This is a genomic window from Ruegeria sp. YKSD179 (assembly GCF_059612885.1).
The window spans coordinates 16,162-35,436 of sequence record NZ_JBXWRL010000007.1 but is presented as its reverse complement, the minus strand read 5'-3'; the positions used below and the strand labels follow the sequence as shown (position 1 = coordinate 35,436).

18 protein-coding genes and 1 pseudogene are annotated in these 19,275 nt (G+C 52.1%); 7 read left to right on the top strand and 12 right to left on the bottom strand.

Annotated elements, in window-relative coordinates:
* Positions 1-10 precede the first annotated feature (10 nt).
* A complete protein-coding gene (locus AC2FNE_RS05845) occupies positions 11-415 on the top strand; it encodes a hypothetical protein (RefSeq protein ID WP_170475887.1) in 405 nt (134 codons plus the stop codon).
* 1 nt (position 416) lies between these two features.
* Here AC2FNE_RS05845 and AC2FNE_RS05840 read toward each other — a convergent pair whose 3' ends face one another.
* A complete protein-coding gene (locus AC2FNE_RS05840; RefSeq protein WP_170603842.1) occupies positions 417-1,781 on the bottom strand; it encodes an MATE family efflux transporter in 1,365 nt (454 codons plus the stop codon).
* A 197-nt stretch (positions 1,782-1,978) separates the two neighbouring features.
* Here AC2FNE_RS05840 and AC2FNE_RS05835 point away from each other — a divergent pair, with 197 nt between their 5' ends.
* On the top strand, positions 1,979-2,851 hold the full coding sequence (locus tag AC2FNE_RS05835) for an alpha/beta fold hydrolase (protein ID WP_170603843.1): 873 nt from the start codon (positions 1,979-1,981) through the stop codon (positions 2,849-2,851).
* Positions 2,852-2,876: 25 nt separating this feature from the next.
* On the opposite strand, the gene AC2FNE_RS05830 is transcribed toward AC2FNE_RS05835, so the two are convergent.
* Together AC2FNE_RS05830 and AC2FNE_RS05825 are read right to left on the bottom strand one after the other, a co-directional pair.
* The gene (locus tag AC2FNE_RS05830; protein ID WP_170475893.1) at positions 2,877-3,485 is read right to left on the bottom strand and encodes a carboxymuconolactone decarboxylase family protein; all 609 of its coding nucleotides are present in this window, start codon (positions 3,483-3,485) and stop codon (positions 2,877-2,879) included.
* Between the two features lie 131 nt (positions 3,486-3,616).
* A complete protein-coding gene (locus AC2FNE_RS05825) occupies positions 3,617-4,435 on the bottom strand; it encodes a class I SAM-dependent methyltransferase (protein WP_170603844.1) in 819 nt (272 codons plus the stop codon).
* A 172-nt stretch (positions 4,436-4,607) separates the two neighbouring features.
* Between AC2FNE_RS05825 and parE the strand changes: the two genes are divergently transcribed.
* The 3 genes from parE to AC2FNE_RS05810 all read left to right on the top strand — a co-directional run bounded on the left by parE (position 4,608) and on the right by AC2FNE_RS05810 (position 7,978).
* Positions 4,608-6,566 (top strand): DNA topoisomerase IV subunit B, encoded by a 1,959-nt coding sequence (parE, locus tag AC2FNE_RS05820; protein ID WP_170475897.1) that lies wholly within the window; start codon positions 4,608-4,610, stop codon positions 6,564-6,566.
* 10 nt (positions 6,567-6,576) lie between these two features.
* On the top strand, positions 6,577-7,065 hold the full coding sequence (locus AC2FNE_RS05815) for a hypothetical protein (RefSeq protein WP_496804948.1): 489 nt from the start codon (positions 6,577-6,579) through the stop codon (positions 7,063-7,065).
* A gap of 643 nt (positions 7,066-7,708) precedes the next feature.
* Positions 7,709-7,978: a hypothetical protein gene (locus tag AC2FNE_RS05810; protein WP_496804947.1), complete on the top strand. Its 270-nt coding sequence runs from the start codon at positions 7,709-7,711 to the stop codon at positions 7,976-7,978.
* A 32-nt stretch (positions 7,979-8,010) separates the two neighbouring features.
* Here AC2FNE_RS05810 and AC2FNE_RS05805 read toward each other — a convergent pair whose 3' ends face one another.
* The 8 genes from AC2FNE_RS05805 to AC2FNE_RS05770 form a co-directional block, all read right to left on the bottom strand.
* On the bottom strand, positions 8,011-8,781 hold the full coding sequence (locus tag AC2FNE_RS05805) for an alpha/beta hydrolase (protein WP_496804946.1): 771 nt from the start codon (positions 8,779-8,781) through the stop codon (positions 8,011-8,013).
* A 60-nt stretch (positions 8,782-8,841) separates the two neighbouring features.
* Positions 8,842-9,987: an iron-containing alcohol dehydrogenase gene (locus tag AC2FNE_RS05800; protein ID WP_170603848.1), complete on the bottom strand. Its 1,146-nt coding sequence runs from the start codon at positions 9,985-9,987 to the stop codon at positions 8,842-8,844.
* 65 nt (positions 9,988-10,052) lie between these two features.
* Positions 10,053-11,435 carry an aldehyde dehydrogenase family protein gene (locus AC2FNE_RS05795; protein WP_496804945.1) on the bottom strand — a complete coding sequence of 461 codons (1,383 nt, stop codon included), beginning with the start codon at positions 11,433-11,435 and terminating at the stop codon, positions 10,053-10,055.
* Positions 11,436-11,532: 97 nt separating this feature from the next.
* Positions 11,533-12,882 (bottom strand): glutamine synthetase family protein, encoded by a 1,350-nt coding sequence (locus AC2FNE_RS05790; RefSeq protein WP_496804944.1) that lies wholly within the window; start codon positions 12,880-12,882, stop codon positions 11,533-11,535.
* 55 nt (positions 12,883-12,937) lie between these two features.
* The gene (locus AC2FNE_RS05785; protein WP_170603851.1) at positions 12,938-13,972 is read right to left on the bottom strand and encodes a TRAP transporter substrate-binding protein; all 1,035 of its coding nucleotides are present in this window, start codon (positions 13,970-13,972) and stop codon (positions 12,938-12,940) included.
* A 51-nt stretch (positions 13,973-14,023) separates the two neighbouring features.
* The gene (locus AC2FNE_RS05780; protein WP_496804943.1) at positions 14,024-15,343 is read right to left on the bottom strand and encodes a TRAP transporter large permease; all 1,320 of its coding nucleotides are present in this window, start codon (positions 15,341-15,343) and stop codon (positions 14,024-14,026) included.
* A complete protein-coding gene (locus tag AC2FNE_RS05775; protein WP_170603853.1) occupies positions 15,340-15,912 on the bottom strand; it encodes a TRAP transporter small permease subunit in 573 nt (190 codons plus the stop codon). The genes AC2FNE_RS05780 and AC2FNE_RS05775 overlap by 4 nt, the downstream gene beginning before the upstream one ends.
* Before the next feature lie 8 nt (positions 15,913-15,920).
* Positions 15,921-16,706, bottom strand: a complete 786-nt coding sequence (locus AC2FNE_RS05770; RefSeq protein ID WP_170603854.1) for an N-formylglutamate amidohydrolase — start codon at positions 16,704-16,706, stop codon at positions 15,921-15,923.
* A gap of 120 nt (positions 16,707-16,826) precedes the next feature.
* Here AC2FNE_RS05770 and AC2FNE_RS05765 point away from each other — a divergent pair, with 120 nt between their 5' ends.
* Both AC2FNE_RS05765 and AC2FNE_RS05760 read left to right on the top strand, forming a co-directional pair.
* On the top strand, positions 16,827-17,696 hold the full coding sequence (locus tag AC2FNE_RS05765; RefSeq protein WP_170603855.1) for a MurR/RpiR family transcriptional regulator: 870 nt from the start codon (positions 16,827-16,829) through the stop codon (positions 17,694-17,696).
* Positions 17,697-17,773: 77 nt separating this feature from the next.
* Positions 17,774-18,529: pseudogene (locus AC2FNE_RS05760) on the top strand (hypothetical protein); the annotation flags it as partial.
* Between the two features lie 7 nt (positions 18,530-18,536).
* Here the strand turns inward: AC2FNE_RS05760 and AC2FNE_RS05755 are convergent.
* Positions 18,537-19,211, bottom strand: coding sequence for a TIGR04283 family arsenosugar biosynthesis glycosyltransferase (locus AC2FNE_RS05755; protein ID WP_496804942.1), 675 nt, complete (start codon positions 19,209-19,211; stop codon positions 18,537-18,539).
* Positions 19,212-19,275: the final 64 nt, after the last annotated feature.

Genomic DNA, 19,275 nt, shown 5'->3' with positions numbered 1-19,275 from the left:
GAGTATTATTATGTCAACCGAGTTGCCAGAATATTACTTTCGGGTACGTGAAAATGGCGCCGTGGTTTTCAAGATCGACACCGAAAATCGCCAGCGTCGGATCGAAATGGACCAGATTGCTGTGATCAACATTCGAAATGGTGAGGTCAAACCACACGGGCAACGTATATTGTCCGAGGCTGATAACGCAGAAATCGCGCGATGGGTGGCAAGCCGCAAGAACCTTTTGGAAAGAAGGGACATCGACGATATCCATCGGGCTGTCGATCACCTGAACTTGACGGCGCAATGGGCGCAATCAAAGGCTACGGAAGATCAGCTTGAAGAAATAACAGACAACTTGTTGATGGCGATGCACGACCTTCGCTCAGTACTTGTAAGGAAAAAAGCGGATCGGTTGCGAAAGACTGATTAACCTATCCTGCCGAGGCTGCGACAGTGCGGACAGAGCGCAGCCAAAACCGTGCCATAAGCAAAACCGCGGCACATGCCAGCCCAAGCACAAGACCCAGCCATATTCCAATACCATCCATCCCCTGAACGAATCCAAAATAATAGGACGAGGGGATACCCACAGCCCAGTAACTGAGCGCTGCCATTATCATAGGGATTTTCGCATCCTGTAGTCCGCGTAACAGACCCAACGCGATCACCTGTGCACCGTCCACCAACTGGAATAAAGCAGCCATTGCCAAAAGACCCGAACCGATCGCCAAAATCTGTGTGCGCTGCGGGTTATCTGGTTCCATGAACAAGGAAATAAGCGGCTCGGCGCAGGTCAAAAATAGGATAATCGTCAGGATAGACACGGCCAATGACATTACCGTCACAGCAATTGCACCTCTTTCCAGATGTGCCCGGTCGCGACGACCCAAAGCGTTGCCGGCTCGGATCGTAGCCGCGTTAGAAAGCCCCAAATGGATCATGAACGTAGCCGAGGCGAGATTTAGCGCGATGCCGTGAGCGGCCAACGGAACCTTACCTATCCACCCCATCATAAAGGCAGAAGTCGCAAACAATGAAACTTCGGCCAAAAGCGTCAGGCCGATGGGTACACCCAGTTTCAGAACACTTGCGAACATCTCCCAATCAGGACGCCAAAACCTTTGAAACAAGCTGTGTTCGGGCAATACGCGTACCGCGTAGATTACCACGCAAAGCAGGGAAACAATTTGCGTTACGACTGAGGCAATTGCAGCACCCATAACACCCAGTTCCGGCGCGCCCCAATTACCAAAAATCAACGCGTAATTAGTAACAGCGTTCACCAACGCTGCTGCGACGGTTATCCAAAGAACGATCTGAGTACGCTCGAGTGCGGCGAGGTACGATTTCAAAACCATCACTAGTAGAGCGGGAATTATTCCCCACCCTGCTACACGCAAATATTCCGAAGCGGTTTGTGCCACCTGTGGCTCTTGCTTCAGGGCTACAAGAATCGGGTGAGACCACCAGAGCAATGGCATCGTTAGTGCTGCGTAAATAAGGGAAAGCCAAAGCCCCATGCGGGTTGAGCGACGAATACTAGTTTCATTTTCTTCCGCCGCAGCAGTTGCCACCATTGGCATGACCGCCAAACCGAACCCGGCACCGAATAAAAAAAGCACAAAGAAATAGCTGCTAGCCAGGGTCACAGCAGCCAAAGCCTCGACCCCATACCACCCCAACATAACAGTGTCTGTAAGTCCTATGGCGAATTGGGCTAGGTGCCCGCCAACCAACGGCAAACCCAAAATGGCAATGGCTCGGAAATGGCCGGGATATGTCATGGTCTTGTTCATCGTCTCAGCCATATTCCCGGCCAAACCGCGGGACAAGAGCAGATCGATTAAATTTCAATTTGAGACTACGTTATTGCGAAGTTTCACAGGCAGCATGTTTTTCCAGAACCTGTTCTGTCGCTTGATTGCACCAAGTTGATTTACACTAACATCACGAAATAACGTCGGAACCGCGACACAGTATTTGAAGGCCAACAATGGACAGCAGATTCGTCGATCTGAACGGACGGCCATTTTTTGTCAGAACTTGGGGAAGCGAAGACAATCCTCCGCTACTCATGCTGCACGGATTTCCAGAATACGGCGGTGCCTGGTCTGATCTTGCCCCGTTTCTGGCCGATAGGTTTTATTGCATTGCTCCTGATCAACGCGGATATGGACAAAGCTGGGCACCCGACGGCGTAGAAAACTATACACTTTCACATCTTGTCGCGGATATGGCGGCTCTGATTTCGACCCTCAAATCACCAGTAAATGTTCTGGGCCATGATTGGGGGGCTTCAGTCGCCTACGGCCTTGCAATGTTCAGGGGTCAACTGGTGGATCGCCTAATAGTAGCGAATGGGGTTCACCCAGCGCCATTTCAACGCGCATTAGCAGCTGGCAAGGCGCAAACTCGAGCATCTCAATACATCAATCGATTGCGGGCTCCCGACGCCGCCGCTGCGCTGTCAGAGGATAATTTTTCTAAACTCGAACATTTCTTTCGTCACGGCATGGGATTGGATTGGCTCACTCAAGATCGAATGGTCAAATACCGCGATGAATGGGCTCGACCAGGTCGACTTGAGGCTATGTTGAACTGGTACCGTGCTTCGCCTCTTGTTGTTGCAAAGCCGGGAAAGCCGCAGACCGATATACCGGAATTGCCAATTAACCGCCTGCAAGTTCCTTGCCCACATCTTTTGCTCTGGGGGGACGATGACATAGCCCTGCTACCCGAATCAACTGAAGGGCTGGAAACTTTTGCGCCAAACCTTACTCGCGTCTCAATTCCCGGCACAGACCATTGGCTTCACCACGAAAAACCAGATTTGGTCGCAAAAGAGATTTTTAACTGGCTGAAGTAAATTTTGAGCCAACAAAACGAGATGCTCAGCGGTGACCCCAGTCTTCCGGGTTATCGGAGTTGTTCGGGGACAGCCCCAACACGTCCCCTTCGGTCGAACATCCCAAACCCAATACCGTGCGATTGGCATAGGCGAAATAAGCGCAAACCTGATTGATCTCAAGAATTTCGCCATCATCCCAACCAACTTTGCGCAGAGCGTCGACGTCTGCCTCGGTCATTCCAGCTGGATCTGTTGTCAACTTGCGCGCATATTTCATAGCCTTGACCTGCGCCGTGTCTATCGGTGCCTGCTCGGGCTCACCGGCCTCAATCGCAATCCGAATTTCGCGAACGCGAGGGTCGTCCGCTAGCAGACGTCGAAGCCCGTTAAAATGGTGTTCGACGCAATAGGAACAGCAGTTGAGCGAACTCACCCAAACACCGAGAACCTCAAGAAACCATTTGGGCACCCTATTGCCAGAATGATGCAAGACTGACTTGTAAATAGCCATATGACCTTCCATCGAGTGCGGCCGAAGGCTGTGCGCCATCATGATATTATCGACATTGTTGTCAGGGCCAGTGATACGGTCGTACAGCTTCTTAAGTTTGCCTGTTGCCCTGTCAAAAGGAATGGTTTCTATCCAAGTCAATCTATGTCCTTTCTTTCCCAGTGCCTGCTTTGAGAAAACACTACTGCGCCCCGAAGATTCAGCGACAATACAATCTCTGAAATTCTGCTTTTACAATAGGTTATCTACTGGTTCGCAGGATGGCAAAGCAATCAGGCCCCATGTTTGCGACACACGAATGTCGTAGCAGACAGTGGCATTTTCATATCCGTTGCACCAAAACTGCGGTGTATCGAAGCCAGCATTTTCTTGGCTACTTCTTCGGGTGAAACGCGACCCCGTTCCTTTATCTCATCGATCAATGGATTGCCAAACACCAAGGCCTGGGCAAAAGATTCCGGATCCTTTATGAGCTTTTCCAATCGGATGGTCTCATATTCGACTTCTTGCCATCCTGCATTCGCCAGGTCCGCCAATACCACTTTCGGATCGCCGTAGTGAAATGGTACTGTGTAGAACCCCGGCGGATCATCGGGGAAAAAGCTCGCCGCTACATCATTTGCCATTTTAGAGAAGGGGTTTTCCTCCATTGGACTCCAAACGTTGAAAACATAGCGGCCGCCGGGTTTCGCAACCCTCAGGGCTTCGCGAAACGAGGCAACCTTGTCTGGAAAGAACATTACGCCAAACTGACAGACCACGAGGTCGAAACTTGCGCTTTCAACTGGCAAATCCATAGCATTTGCCACTAAAAATTTTACGCTTTCTCCCGCGCCAAACTTCGCTTTTGCTACGTCCAGCATCGGTCCATTAAGGTCGGTAACAACCAAGGAGCATTCGTTAGACAAGCTGTCTCGCAGCTTTCGGCTGACGATGCCGGTTCCCGCCGCCAGTTCGATCGCGGATAGTACTGTTTCGTTGCAACACGCTTCGACAAGGTAATTGGCATAATCCTCAAAAATATTTGGACCCAGACCCTTGTCGTAGTGATTAGGTATGTCACCAATGAATCCAGAAGCGTTCGTACTCATATGAAGTCTCCGATGCAATCAAGGTGAAGTGTTCCTTCCAAGCTATCAGGAAACGACCCATAGGTCGAAAATGATGTTTTGCGGTTACAAATCCACAACACCTCGCGCCCCCCTTCCCCCAGACCACATCACCTGCCATAATGTGGGAAACAAATAAGTAAGAGCAGCACCCATGCCAGACGATCTGTTGACGCCCGAAGCCACTGCCGCCTATGACGCCTCTTCGATTGAAGTCCTTGAGGGACTTGAACCTGTACGCAAACGTCCTGGCATGTATATCGGCGGCACGGATGAACGTGCGCTGCACCACATGGTCGCTGAAATCCTCGACAATTCGATGGACGAAGCCGTGGCGGGACACGCCAACAGGATCGAAGTAGAGCTGCATGAGGATTACGCACTGACTGTTCGCGACAATGGTCGGGGAATACCGATAGATCCGCATCCAAAGTTCCCTGACAAGTCAGCTTTGGAAGTAATCCTTTGCACTTTGCACGCGGGCGGCAAATTCTCAGGCAAAGCGTATCAAACGTCAGGCGGTTTGCACGGGGTTGGCGCATCTGTGGTCAATGCTTTGTCCGACTCGATGGTTGTTCAGGTGGCTCGCGACAAACAATTGTTCGAGCAGAGATTTTCGCGAGGCGTCCCTCTGGGCCCGGTCGAAAAACTTGGGGCCGCCCCAAACCGGCGCGGTACAACAGTTACCTTCCACGCGGACGAAGAAATCTTTGGGCATCACAGGTTCAAACCCGCGCGTCTTTTCAAATCCATACGTTCCAAAGCCTATCTGTTTTCGGGCGTGGAAATCCGTTGGAAATCAGCTATCGACGATGGAGAAACCCCCACCGAGGCAAGCTTTCACTTCCCTGGCGGCCTGTCGGACTATTTGAACGAGACGATGAACGGATCGTCCACTTATGCCGATCAGCCGTTTGCCGGAACCGTGGATTTTCAGGAAAAGTTCGGCGCCCCCGGCAAGGTCGAGTGGGCAATCAACTGGACACCCTCGCGCGATGGGTTCATCCAGTCCTATTGTAATACTGTCCCAACACCCGAAGGCGGTACGCATGTAGCGGGTTTCTGGGCGGCGATCCTTAAGGGTATTAAGGCGTACGGTGAACTGATCAACAACAAGAAAGCTGGTCAAATCACGCGCGATGACTTGATCACCGGTGGTTGCGCTTTGGTCAGCTGTTTCATCCGAGAACCGGAATTTGTGGGCCAGACCAAAGACCGTCTAGCGACGGTCGAGGCGCAGCGGCTTGTTGAAAACTCGGTTCGTGACCATTTCGACAACTGGCTGGCTGCCGATACGAAATCCGCCGGATCGATTCTCGACTTTCTCATCCTTCGGGCCGAAGAACGCCTTCGACGCCGTCAGGAAAAGGAAACCGCCCGCAAATCCGCCACTAAGAAACTTCGCCTGCCCGGCAAGCTGGTGGATTGTTCTTCGCAGACCCGCGACGGTACGGAATTGTTCATTGTCGAAGGCGACTCGGCTGGCGGCTCGGCCAAAATGGGACGCGACCGCAAAACTCAGGCCCTGCTACCGTTACGCGGGAAGATTCTGAACGTGCTGGGCGCGGCCAGTTCGAAACTGGGCACAAATGCCGAGATCAATGACCTGACGCAGGCGCTGGGCGTGGGTCTCGGCACCCGTTTCAATGTCGATGACCTGCGCTATGACAAGATTATCATCATGACAGACGCGGATGTGGACGGGGCGCATATCGCCTCTCTGCTGATGACGTTCTTCTTCACCCAGATGCGCCCGATGATCGATGCAGGCCACCTGTACCTTGCCTGCCCACCCCTATACCGCCTGACCCAAGGCGCGAAACGCGTCTATTGCCTGGACGAGGCCGAGCGTGACGAGTGGATGGAAAAAGGTCTGGGCGGCAAGGGCAAGATTGACGTATCCCGCTTCAAAGGTCTGGGTGAGATGGATGCCAAGGACCTGAAGGAAACCACGATGGACCCCAAATCCCGGAAATTAATCCGGGTCACCATAGACGAGGACGAACCCGGTGAGACCGGAGACCTTGTCGAACGCCTGATGGGCAAAAAACCCGAACTGCGGTTCCAATACATTCAGGAGAACGCGCGGTTTGTGGAAGAGTTGGATGTTTAAGGAGATTTAATTGTATTTGATGGTAGCCGACGAGGCTGATCAAGATGGCTCAAAGGAATTCTTAGTTTATACTGGTGTATTTTTTCCTTTTAGAAATGTTCAAAGTCTTTCCGACGAAGTTGCTTCACTATTAGAGGAAAACGAATTTCCTTCAGAGCATGATTTGAAATTTTCAACAGGTAGTAGTCCCAAAGGGTATTCAGGTCGTAAACACACTGCAATTAAGAACGGCATACTTTCGTCCGCCGCGAAACATGGTTGCAAGATTTGCTGCTACGTTGTTCCTCACGTTATCGCAAAGCGACAACCACATGAAAAAAAACTTAAATTTGGCGTCAACACCCTGCTTTATAAATTCGAACAATTCATGTTTGAACAAAATGTTGATGGTGGCGTAGCGCTATTCGACAAATCGGAAGACTACAAACAAAAGACTTACCTCAAAGACGCCTTTAAGCTTGGGATATGGTCGGAACAAAAAAAACAAGAAGGAAACTAAAACGCATAGTTCACATCGACAATACAGCAATGGGACATTCTCATTTAACGTCTATTGCAGACGTCATAACCGGAGCCTTCCGGTTTGTCGTTAACGAGCCTGATAAAGACAAAGTGGGGACGGTTCTATTGAACGCGCTTGTGGATATCATGTGGTCGGTGCCGGAAGGAAATGACGTAAATGTTCGTGAACGCGGAATCTGCATTCGACCGTTGGAAATTAAGAATAGTGCAATCAAAGCAGATGTTGATTCACTTGTAAGCCGGCTGGAACAATGGAGTAAGCCTTGAAGACAACCAACCGAACTTGAGCGTCGGTTTACGACTGATATTCAACCCGGTCAAACTATGAAATTGCGAACTGTATGCGACCGTTTTCGCCAACACTACCCACGCGCCCTACCCACGAGGGTACGGAAGGGGCCCGCCTTCGAAGTCGGGTCGGGTTCGTGCATGGTGCCATGCATCATAAAAAATCTTGGTGGCGCAGGACGTCTCGGCACGCGGTTCGCAAAATTCTCGTTGCCTAACCTGTTGATCCCGTTCACACTTACCCTCAAACCGTCAACCAAGAACGATATTTGAGGTTCCGAGCGTCCAAGACCCAAGTTGAACGACAACAAACTTTCGAACGGGAGGACGACATGAAGACATTGACCCTTGGGCTGGCCCTGACCCTGCTGGCCTCGCATGCATCGGCGCAACAGATGCTGAGCACCGCTTCACCCATTCCAGACGGTGCCGAGACGCGGTTTTGCTATTACGATGGTATGGCCTATTCACCAGATTCATTTATCCTGCTTGTGGGTGATAACACCGTGACCTCTACCGTCAGCAAGATTGAGGAGCGGTTGTTGCGGTGCCATCGCAACGATGACGGATCCCTCTCGTGGCGACCTCAGAGCACTTTCTAGTTGAACAAGTAACCCGCTGAAAGGTGAGTATTTTAGCTTACCTTGTTTTCAAGCCAATCCACAATTTGCCCGGCAGGTTTTTCCCAGCCGGGCTCCATAAACAGAAAATGCGCGTGGTTCTTTACAGGCAAGAAAGTGGCACGGTCTCCGTACAGTTTAGCTAGTGCACGACAGGTATTAGGGTTCACTGCGCGATCCTCGGTCCCCGAAACGATCAAGACCGGGCAATCGACCTTTTCGATATCAACCTTCATCGCATGGTCGTCGTCAAACATCCAAAAAAACATCTCGAACATGACCCGCCCGCTTTCGGCACCTAACTGATCGAAGACCTCATGCTGCTGCGCTTCGGGCATCTTATTGAGAGCAAAGGGTGCCATCAGATCGAATTCAACGCGCATGGGCTGTTTCCAAAACGCCCCACCCTCCATCAGCGCCCGCGGAACTGCACGTTCGTCGTCAGTTTCTGGCAAAGTGCCCCACGGCGCGTTGGGATTGATCAGTACGATTGCGCTGGCCAACCCGAGAGACGCCACCTGCTGCGCCACGACGCCTGCAATAGCATGGCCTAAAATAACCGGCTTGCTATCAAGCCCTTCCACGAATTGCGCGATATCATTTGAATAATCCATGACACTGGTATCAGTCAGTCCCGGATCAGGCGCGGCCTCTGGATTACCACCGTGATATCGCAGCGCTGGCGTATGGACAGTCCAACCCCGGTCGCGAAAAAAACCAGCGTAATCCGCCATACACCACGGTCCGGCAAATGCACCGTGGATCAGAACAATCTCTTTCGCCATGGAAAATGCTCCCTCGTTTCATAGCAGTATGAAAGGTGAGGGAGATGTTCCGCAAGAGCCTTAGAGCGCAGCTTTGAACAGAGCGGTCAGATTGGCCTCGGTCAGCTCAATCGGGTTGCCGCCACAAGACGGATCTATGATGGCCCCCCGCACTAATTCGGGGATATCCGCCTCGGTCACGCCCAATTCTGACAGTCCGCGAGGTATGCCAAGGCTATCGTTAAAGTCCTGAACAAACTTACGAAATCCGTCGAAACCTCCGCCGATGCCGAGGTAAGCTGCGGCGGCTTGGAAGCGATCCGCAATTGCCGTTGCGTTAAAATCCAGCACCGAAGGCATGCACACTGCATTGGTTGTGCCATGGTGGGTGTTGAAGACTGCACCAATCGGGTGGCTCATCGCGTGGATCGCGCCGAGACCCTTCTGAAACGCTGTTGCGCCCATGGCTGCCGCGCTCATCATCTGTGCCCGGGCTTCGATGTCTGTTCCATCAGCATATGCGCGCGGCAAATAATCTTTGACAAGGCGCATGCCTTCCAAAGCAATCCCCTGACTCATCGGGTGGTAGTGCGGGCTGGAAAACGCCTCGACACAATGGGCAAACGCATCCAGCCCAGTACCGGCGGTAATAAAGTTTGGCATATCTACCGTCAGTTCTGGATCGCAAATTACTACCGTCGGTAAGACCTTGGGGTGGAAAATGATCTTCTTGGCATGGGATTGAGAGTTGGTAATAACACTGGCGCGACCTACTTCAGAGCCTGTTCCAGCGGTTGTCGGTACCGCGATAATTGGTGCGATTGCGTCGGCATCAGCGCGGGTCCACCAATCGCCGATGTCCTCGAAGTCCCAAACCGGACGTGTTTGACCGGACATAAAAGCAACCATTTTGCCCAGATCCAGCCCAGATCCGCCCCCAAATGCGATCACACCGTCATGACCGCCTGCATTATAAGCAGCCACGCCCGCATCGAGGTTCTTTTCGTTGGGGTTCGGGTCCACATCGGCAAACAAACCGCGGCCCAGATCAGAGTCTTCTAAGATATCCAACGTTGACTGCGTTATAGGAAGGTCTGCCAGTCCTTTGTCGGTAACCAAAAGAGGATTTTTCATACCCGCCGCTGCACAAGCCTCTGGCAGCTCCCGGATACGACCTGCCCCGAACTTGATCGTGGTCGGATAAGACCAGTTTCCAACAAGAGACATTTCTGTTTTCCTTTTTTGCTTTGCGGTGTCCTAAAGAATTGATTTTTCGGGCTAAAATAGAGAATTCAGCCCGTTACCTTTTTCAAATGGAACGATTTGGGACGTGTCAAGTTATGATATCCAATGACAGACAGACCGCCCCCGCGCCCAGTATTTTTACATCCCGTCCAGCATAAACCGGGGTCCAGATAGTCAGCCCTGTTCATGAAAACAGTCCCAGTTTCAATCTCGTTTCCCACGCGCTCTGCCCGATCCAAATCCTGGGTCCAAAGCGATGCGGTAAGCCCAAACTCACTATCATTCATCAAAGCAATCGCTTGTTCATCAGAAGACACTTTCATTATGCCGACGACGGGACCAAAACTTTCGTCCCGCATTACACGCATGTCATGGGACACGTCAGTCAGGATTTGCGGTGTAACAAATGCACCGCCGTCATCTTCCGGCATTCTGTCTATATGCGCGACTGCGCCTGCCGCGACTGCTTCAGAAATCTGGGCCCGAACCTCGTCTGCAAATCGGATATTTGCCATCGGACCAATCGTCGTTTCCGCGTCCAGGGGGTTGCCCAATTTGTATCCTTTAACCACCTCAATCGCCTTGCCAACGAAATCGTCATAGAGGCTTTCATGGACATAGATTCTTTCGATCCCGCAGCAACACTGCCCTGAATTGAACATTGCCCCATCGATCAAGGTTTCGACTGCTGCATCCAGATCAGCATCGTCCATTACATATCCTGGGTCTTTGCCCCCCAGCTCAGTTCCGACGCCTGTAAATGTTCCCGCAGCTGCCAGTTCCATTGATTTGCCTCCGCCAACGGACCCCGTGAAATTCACAAAGTCAAACGCGTTACCTGAGATCAGCTCGTTGGTAAGGTCATGGTTTAAGAAAACGTTCTGAAAGACATCCTCGGGTACCCCTGCGGCTTGGAAGGCATTTGCCATACGCTCGCCCACCAAAAGGGTTTGTGTTGCGTGCTTCAGGATGACGGTATTGCCCGCAATAAGTGCCGGAGCAACTGTGTTGATGGCCGTCATATAGGGGTAGTTCCAAGGCGCGACAACAAAGACGACTCCATGCGGAATGCGTTTGATATAGCGTCTGAAAGATTCGTCTTCTCCGACCTCTATATCAGCAAGAGAAGAGTCTGCGATCTCCGCCATATAGCTTGCGCGCTCGTTGAACCCCGCAAACTCACCACCATAACGGACAGGACGGCCCATCATATGCGCCAGTTCCAGCACAACTTCCTCGTTCATCGCGCCGACGGCGGCAACGCCAGCCATCACGAGATCAATCCGTTCGCTCAACGGCCGCGCCGCCCATGCTGGCTGTGCAGCACGTGCATTTGACGCGATCTCGAACGCCTCATCTCGGGACAGAACGTTACGCGCGGCATAAACCGATCCGTCAATCGGCGAAATGCATTTTAACACCTGACCCATGGTCTCTCCATTATCAAAAAAATGCAGATCAACTGCGTCACCATGTCCAAAAACTGTGCCCGAGGCTAAAGGATGCGCCCGAATACCTGATCAGAGCTCACGCCCGTTCGAACCCCCTGGCCACCTCCCAATCCGTCACTACGCGATCGAACTCTTCGATTTCGACCTCGGCTGCGCGAACGTAATGGTTTACGACTTCATCACCCATCGCTGACCGCAGCATTTTGGAATCGTTGAGCGCATCCCTTGCAGAACACAGATTTCCAGGGATCATACCAGTTTCTCCCTGATAAACGTCGCCCTTGGCTGGCGGTTGCAACTCCAGCTTTTCCTCAATGCCGGCGATACCTGCCGCCAGCATCCCTGCCATCGCAAGATAAGGATTCATGTCGGAACCCGGGATGCGGCACTCGACCCGGACTGCCTTTGTTCCTTCCCCGCAAAGTCTGAAACCAGCCGTTCGGTTGTCTACCGACCAAATGATTCTTGTAGGCGCAAAGGTGCCTTTCATAAAGCGCTTGTAGCTATTGACGTAGGGCGCCATGAAATAGGTGTAGTCGGCAGCGTATTTCAGCAATCCAGCCATGTAGTTTTTCATTAGTGCAGACATGCCCAGATCGTCAGACTTGTCGTAAAACGCTGGCTGCCCATCCAACCAAAGCGATTGATGCACGTGTGAGGAACTACCAACTTTGTCGTGATGCCATTTCGGTAAAAACGTGGCGGCATGGCCGTGCTGCCACGCGATTTCCTTTACCGCGTTCTTGGCGATTGAGTGGTATTCAGCTGTAGCCATCGCTGGCGCATATTTGATGTTCAGCTCTTCCTGTCCTGTCTCGGCCTCACCCTTAGAGTTTTCTACCGGTATACCCGCATTCCATAGATGATTGCGGATCGGGCGCATCACATGTTCTTCTTTGGTGGTCTGAAGTATGTGATAGTCCTCGTTATAACCCGAAATAGGTTCCAGATCGCGAAAGCCTTCCTTTCGGATCTGGTCAAAGCTTTTTTCGAAAAGAAAAAACTCCAGCTCTGTAGCACACATGGCCTCAAAACCCATATTTTTCAGTCGATTAACCTGCTTTTTCAGGATTGACCTGGGCGCGTGCGGAACTTCTTCGTGGGTGTGGTGATCCAACACATCACACATTACCATCGCTGTGCCATCCAACCACGGAACCGGGCGCAGAGTGCCAAGGTCGGGCTTCATTACGTAGTCGCCGTACCCCCTTTCCCAACTGGTCGAGGCATATCCGTCCGGTGTACCCATCTCGATATCCGTGGCTAGCAAGTAATTGCAGCAATGGGTTTCTTCCCAAGCCCCAGCTACAAAGTGGCCAGCGTGGAACCGCTTGCCCATCAAGCGCCCCTGCATATCGACCATGCAGACCAGCACTGTATCAGTTTCACCAGCTGCCACCTGCGTCTTGAGATCGTCCAGCGTCATTTAAGCCTCATTCCCAGAGTTTCAGGGCAGGCGCCCTCGCCTGCCCCGTTTCGTCTCAGCCGTAGCGATATGGCCGACCCGCCTTGAGCATTTCGGCGTTATAGCGTTTGAAGATATCGACGACTTTGGCTTTAGTCTCAGATTCAGCGGCTATCTCATCCCAGAACTTCACAGCGGCTTCTTCAACAGTTGCCCATTCTTCGTCTGGAATGGTGGTGAGCTGCATCTTGGTTCCGTTCACACGTAGGTTGGCCTCACCGCCCCAATACCACCATTGGCGATAATAATGCGATTGATCGCAGCACACTTTGAACAGGGTCTGCAGATCTTCGGGCAATTCATTCCAACGGTCCATGTTGGCAAAGAAATGACCCGCCCAAGCACCCGAGATGTTGTTGGTCAGGAAATAGTTGGTCACATCTGCCCAACCGACGGTGTAGTCTTCGGTGATGCCCGACCACGCGATACCATCCAACTCGCCCGTCTGAACAGCAACCTCAATGTCTTCCCACGGCAGAGTTACTGGAACCACACCGAACTGGCTGAGGAAACGGCCAGCTGTTGGGAATGTAAAGACACGTTTGCCCTTCATATCCTCCAACGAGTTGATTGGGTCCTTTGTTGCAAAGTGGCACGGGTCCCAAGCGCCAGCACTGATGTGTTTCACGCCGACTTTGGAGTATTCTTCGTCCCAGATCTCGTTCAGGCCCCATTGATTAAATAACACCGGAACGTCCAGAGAATAGCGCGAAGCAAATGGGAAGTATCCCCCGAAAACCGTAACCTCTGTCGGCGAAGCCATCGAGTCATCATCAGATTGCACCGCGTCGATCGTGCCTTTCTGCATGGCACGGAACAGTTCACCCGTAGGAACCAGTTGGTCGGCATAGAACAGTTCGATCTGCATCCTGTCACCGGCGATCTTGTTGAACATTTCGATTGCAGGATCGATCACATGCGCCGCCAGTGCAGGTCCGGCATAGGTCTGCATCCGCCATGTTATCGTGCTCTGCGCCAATGCTGGCGCTGCCAAGGGGGCAGCAGCCACACCAACCCCAGCTGTTTTCAGAAACTTACGTCTTGTCGTCATGTCAATTTCCTCTCCGTTAAAGTTCCCGCACCCGTTCGCCGGGCATTCTTGTTAGTTTCCATAAATGTATCCGGGCAGCCAAAGAGCGATCTTCGGAAAAACCATTATTATGATCAAGGCCAAAACCATCACGCCCACAAACGGTATGATCGACCGATAAATGTCATTGAGCCCGATTTCAGGTGGGGCCATCGCACGCATCAGGAACAGGTTGTAACCGAATGGCGGCGTCATATAGGCAATCTGCGTGGTGATCGTGTACAGAACACCGTACCAAATCAAATCAAAGCCCAGTGCTCCGACCAACGGCACATACAATGGCGCCACGATAACCAACATCGCCGTATCATCCAGAAATGTCCCCATTACAATAAAGCTTAGCTGCATCAGGATCAGGATCATCCAGGGAGAAAGACCGAGCTGCTCTGTAAAAAGATTGTCGATGGCTTTCACAGCACCCAGACCATCAAACACAGCACCAAACCCAAGCGCGGCCAAAATGATCCACATGAACATGCAGGAAATCGCCAATGTCTGCTTGGTACATGTCTCGAAAATCTTCCACGTCATTCGACGCTTTAGGACAGAAATAACAAGAGCAGTCAGCGCACCGATGGCCGAGCTTTCTACAAGCGAGGTCCACCCGTTCACGAAAGGCACCATCATCGCGGCAAAAATGATTAGCGGCAGCGCCCCTGCCCCAAGCAGCCGTATTTTTTCGGTTTGCGTTACTTCGTGCACGTCCTCCATTGCAGGACCAAGATGCGGTTGAATTCGACAGCGAATCCAAATGTAAAGAATGAACATGCCCGCCATCATCAACCCCGGTACGATGCCAGCCAACCAAAGCTGACCAACGGGCTGGCGCGCAATCATCGCGTACAAAACCAACACCACCGATGGCGGAACAAGTATCCCCAAGCTTGAACCGGCCTGAATGACTCCCGTCACCATTGTCTTGTCATAACCTCGCCGCAAAAGTTCGGGCAAAGCTATCGTCGCGCCAATGGCCATTCCTGCCACACTGAGACCATTCATCGCCGAGACCAATACCATCAGGCCAATTGTGCCTATGGCCAGACCGCCATTCACTGGCCCCATCCAGACATGGAACATGCGATAAAGATCGTCGGCCAAACGGCTCTCGCTAAGCACGTAGCCCATAAAAATGAACATCGGCAATGTCAGCAGCGGGTACCATTTCATCAGCTTCATCGCTGCAGAAAACGTTATGTCCTGCCCGCCAGTGCCCCACAGCGCCAACGCCGCAATTGTCGCCACAGCCCCGATTGCGCCAAAGACGCGTTGACCCGTAAAGAGCATCAGCATCATTAGCGCGAACATGAAAATGGCGATGTATTCCTGGCTCATGCCCGCCTGACCCCGATTTCCTGCCCGTTTATTCGGGCAATGTCTTTGAAGAATTCGGAAACCGCTTGAAGCAGCATCAGAAAAAAGCCGAAGACCATGATGACTTTGACTGGCCAGATGTATGGGCGCCACGCCGTGGACGAGCGTTCCAGGCGTCCAATTTCCTCATTGCCAGTCAAAAGCCCCGTGAAATATGAAAACGGCGCATCGCCCCAATACCCTAGGCTGTAAGCGGTGGAACCCATGCCTCCGTAAAACAATACGCCCAAATACAGAATCAAAAGCAGCACAGTGAACGCATCAAACCACGCTTTTTTGTGCGGGCTCCAATTGTGGTAAAAAAGGTCCATTCGCACATTGGACCCTAATTGGATCGAATATGGCCCACCTACAATGTAATAGGTGACCATAGCAAACTGCGCCATTTCCAGCGTCCAAAGAGATGGTGTAAAAAAAGTCTTTGATACTGAGGACCACAACAAGATCCCCATCATCACAAAAAGACCCCACATCATAACGCGGCCAACCCGGTAATTTACCGCGTCCACGATCCGGACATATCTGGCCATAAATCCGATCACGCTGAGCGCCTTTCGTTCAAACCAGCGAGCGTTTGCCCAATCCACGGCGTTAACCAGTCAACCATAGTCTTTTGTTGTTGGGGCGTTTCAATTAAGTCGTTTCGGATTTCTATCATTACATTCAGCAGATCGTTTTGAACCGCATGTACATCCAAAGTGTGCGCAACGCCGTCGACCGCAGAATACGGTTCGTTCAACCGGATGGTGTAAGGCTGTGGTACGGGACGGTTCGCTAACATTGCCTCAGCAAACCGCGCGTCCTTTCCGTGCAAGAGACCCAACTCGACCGTGCGTGTCTTGCCGCGAAAGACAGGGGTGAAGCTGTGTATTGTAACCATCAACTCCAAGGTTTCGCGGTTTTTTGCGATTTCGTTAGAAAGAACAGAAAAAAAAGGGTGGTAGACCTCGGTAACTCTATTCGACTTTTCCTTTTGGGTCATACGCGCGTTCGCCGGTATTGTGATATCCTCGCTCTGAGACGGCATCGCGTCATCGGCATCAGGCGGGCGGTTACAGTCATAAACCAGCCTCGATACCCCGCCGAAAACTAGTGAAGCACACATGCTACCTGCGATGCCGCGTGCTACTGATAACGCTCCGGGGTCCCAGGCAATGTGGGTGCGCAACGCGTCACGACTCAGCCCCATATTATCCAGAAACCCAGGTACCCGATTAGACGCATGCTCACACACCACCACAATCGAAGGCGCACCCTGAGCGGACACTTTGTGCACGACCGGGCCATACCCTGACTTACCTTGATGCGATTCCATCTGGCTCATGCGGAAAAATCTCTACATTGGATGTTCACCTGTCAATATTTTTCCTGTACAAATTTATTCAGGCTTGCCTCTCATGTCAAAAAATGGACAAACCGGCCTTTGCAAACTAGGGAGTGATCCATGCGAGTGACAGAAAAGCTCCTTGCACACCGGGAGGATATGACCCCGTCGGAACGTCAATTGGTAAACGTGTTGCTCGATGATTATCCTATGGCGGGTCTTGGCAGCATAACTGAGCTGGCCAGTATCGCCTCGGTTTCGACAACCACCGTTGCACGCATGTTGCAAAAGACAGGATTTGAGGGCTACCCGCAGTTCCAAGCCGCCGTGCGTGGCGAAGTCAAAGAGATGATTTCTGGGCCAGAAGCCAAGCGCGACGTCTGGCAGAACGACCTTCCGGAAGAACACATCCTCAACCGTTATTCGCGTCAGGCACTCGAAAACCAAAAGCGTTCAATCGACGAGATCGACCCAGAGGAGTTCGACAGCTTCTGCCGAATGTTGTGCGACCCCGATCGACGCGTGTTCATAACTGGCGGCCGGATCACCGGAACTCTAGCGAGATATCTGTACCTGCACCTGCAAATGATACGGCCAGATGTTAAACTGCTGGCTGATGCCGCGTCTTGGACACATGATCTGTTAGAGGTGCGCAAGGGTGATATTTTAGTGGCTTTGGATGTTCGCCGTTACGAAAATACCACGTTGCTAATCGGGCAACTGTGCCACGAGCGTGAGGCGGAAGTTGTACTGCTTACAGATCAGTGGCGTTCACCTATCCATCGGCTGGCGAAGCACACATTTGCAGCGCGTATCGCCGTTCCATCTGCATGGGACTCAATGGCTGCACTGTTGGTTTTATTGGAATGCGTGATTGCAGAGGTTCAAGAACGACTTTGGGACAGCGTAAAGGAACGAACAGACGCACTGGAAAAGGCTTTTGATCGAACAAAACTATTCCGCAAATTTGGTCAAAGTGCCAGCTCATGATCGCTGGCCGGGTTTAGCGAATACAACTGCGCGTGAGGACTGTTGCCAGCCTTCACTCAAGACGTACACTCGGTCCCATGACCTTTGTTGCGGAAAACCAACTCTCCTTGCTGATCCTCTTTTTTCTCGCCGGTTTGATCGGTACTGCCTTTTTGTTCCGCAAACCCGCCGGACATCGCGCTTGGAAACTCGCCGATCTGGTTTGGGTCGTGTTAGGAGGAATCGGAGCGTTGGTTGCAGTACTGGCTGGTCTGTATACCTCTGATAGCTCACGACTGGACCGCCAAATCGATGTTGCCTACGCCGCGACTTTGGCGTTTGACCGCGATGCAGCCCGGTTTCGCCTGCGATTTTGCGATCCGGCCTATGATCCGGACACTGCCGTCTTGTGCGACAAGGTCGAATTCTTGTCTGCATCAACGGCCAGCAACGCCGACCTCCCGCTATTTATCGCAGTTACAAACGAAGTCGCACCGCTCCAAGGGCTTCATCTGCTGTTCGGGCGCGGCTCTAAAGACGAAATGGATGGGGCCCGCGGCATGGCTGCTAAGGCAGATGCATTCGATATTGAACAGTTTCTTGTGTTCACATCGTTAGATGATGCAACCCAATCCGCTATCGAAAGTTTACGGCGCAAAGTACCCGCCATAGCCGGAGATTACATGATTTTGGCGCAAAGCTATGATGATCTGATCGAACAGGTAAGCAAACTGAAAGATGAATGGGAATTCTTACAAGAGAACGCGCATATTTTGGTTTTGCAAATTATTGCTTTGTGCTTGGTCAGCTTTGCCGCTCCGTTCCGATTGGGTAAATCAGTTGTAGAGCTGCGCGCATCTCTCAGCGGCGATACTTCTGGGCCAATTGCTCAGTGTCAGCCCCAAGAAAGTACTGGGCAAGAACCCAAAGATTCCGAGCGCCCCGCCGCAGCCAACCATGATGAATATAGCGTTCCGCATTCGTGACTGCGTCTGCATCCAGCACGGTTACGCTCGGAAGCGCCCTAACAAGGGCTACATCTTCCATCAATGGTTGATCTGGGAAACCTCCAGCTGCGCAATAATCTTGCCTACGAACTAACAGTCCCTGATCCCCATAGGGCAAAGCAAACAGCCGACTGCGCAGGTTCGCCCACCCAGCTACCCAATCTGGGCCGAAACCAGTGGCACGAAATCGCAAACGAAATGTAGCCGGATGCCCTAAAGGTAGATGATCAGCTACGACCTCGCTCCAGCCTTCCTGCAATCTCGTATCGGCATGTAGTATCAGCAGCCATTCTCCCTTGGCGGGATCACACCCCCTACGCAATTGTCCCCCGCGAGAAGCGGCACCGGCAACAATGACCGCTCCGGCTTGATCGGCCAACTCAATAGTAGAATCGGTGGACCCACCGTCACTGATTATCAGTTCGTGTATAAGACCGGCTTGCACCCCTTCGAACAAAGCCTGCAGGGTCGCAGGTAGTTCGGCGCCTGCGTTTAAGGTCGGGATCACGATGCTGATCGGAGCGGTCATTCACGAAACCCTCTGGTCACGGCGATGCGATCACCTATATCACGGTGCCAAGACGAAAGACGAG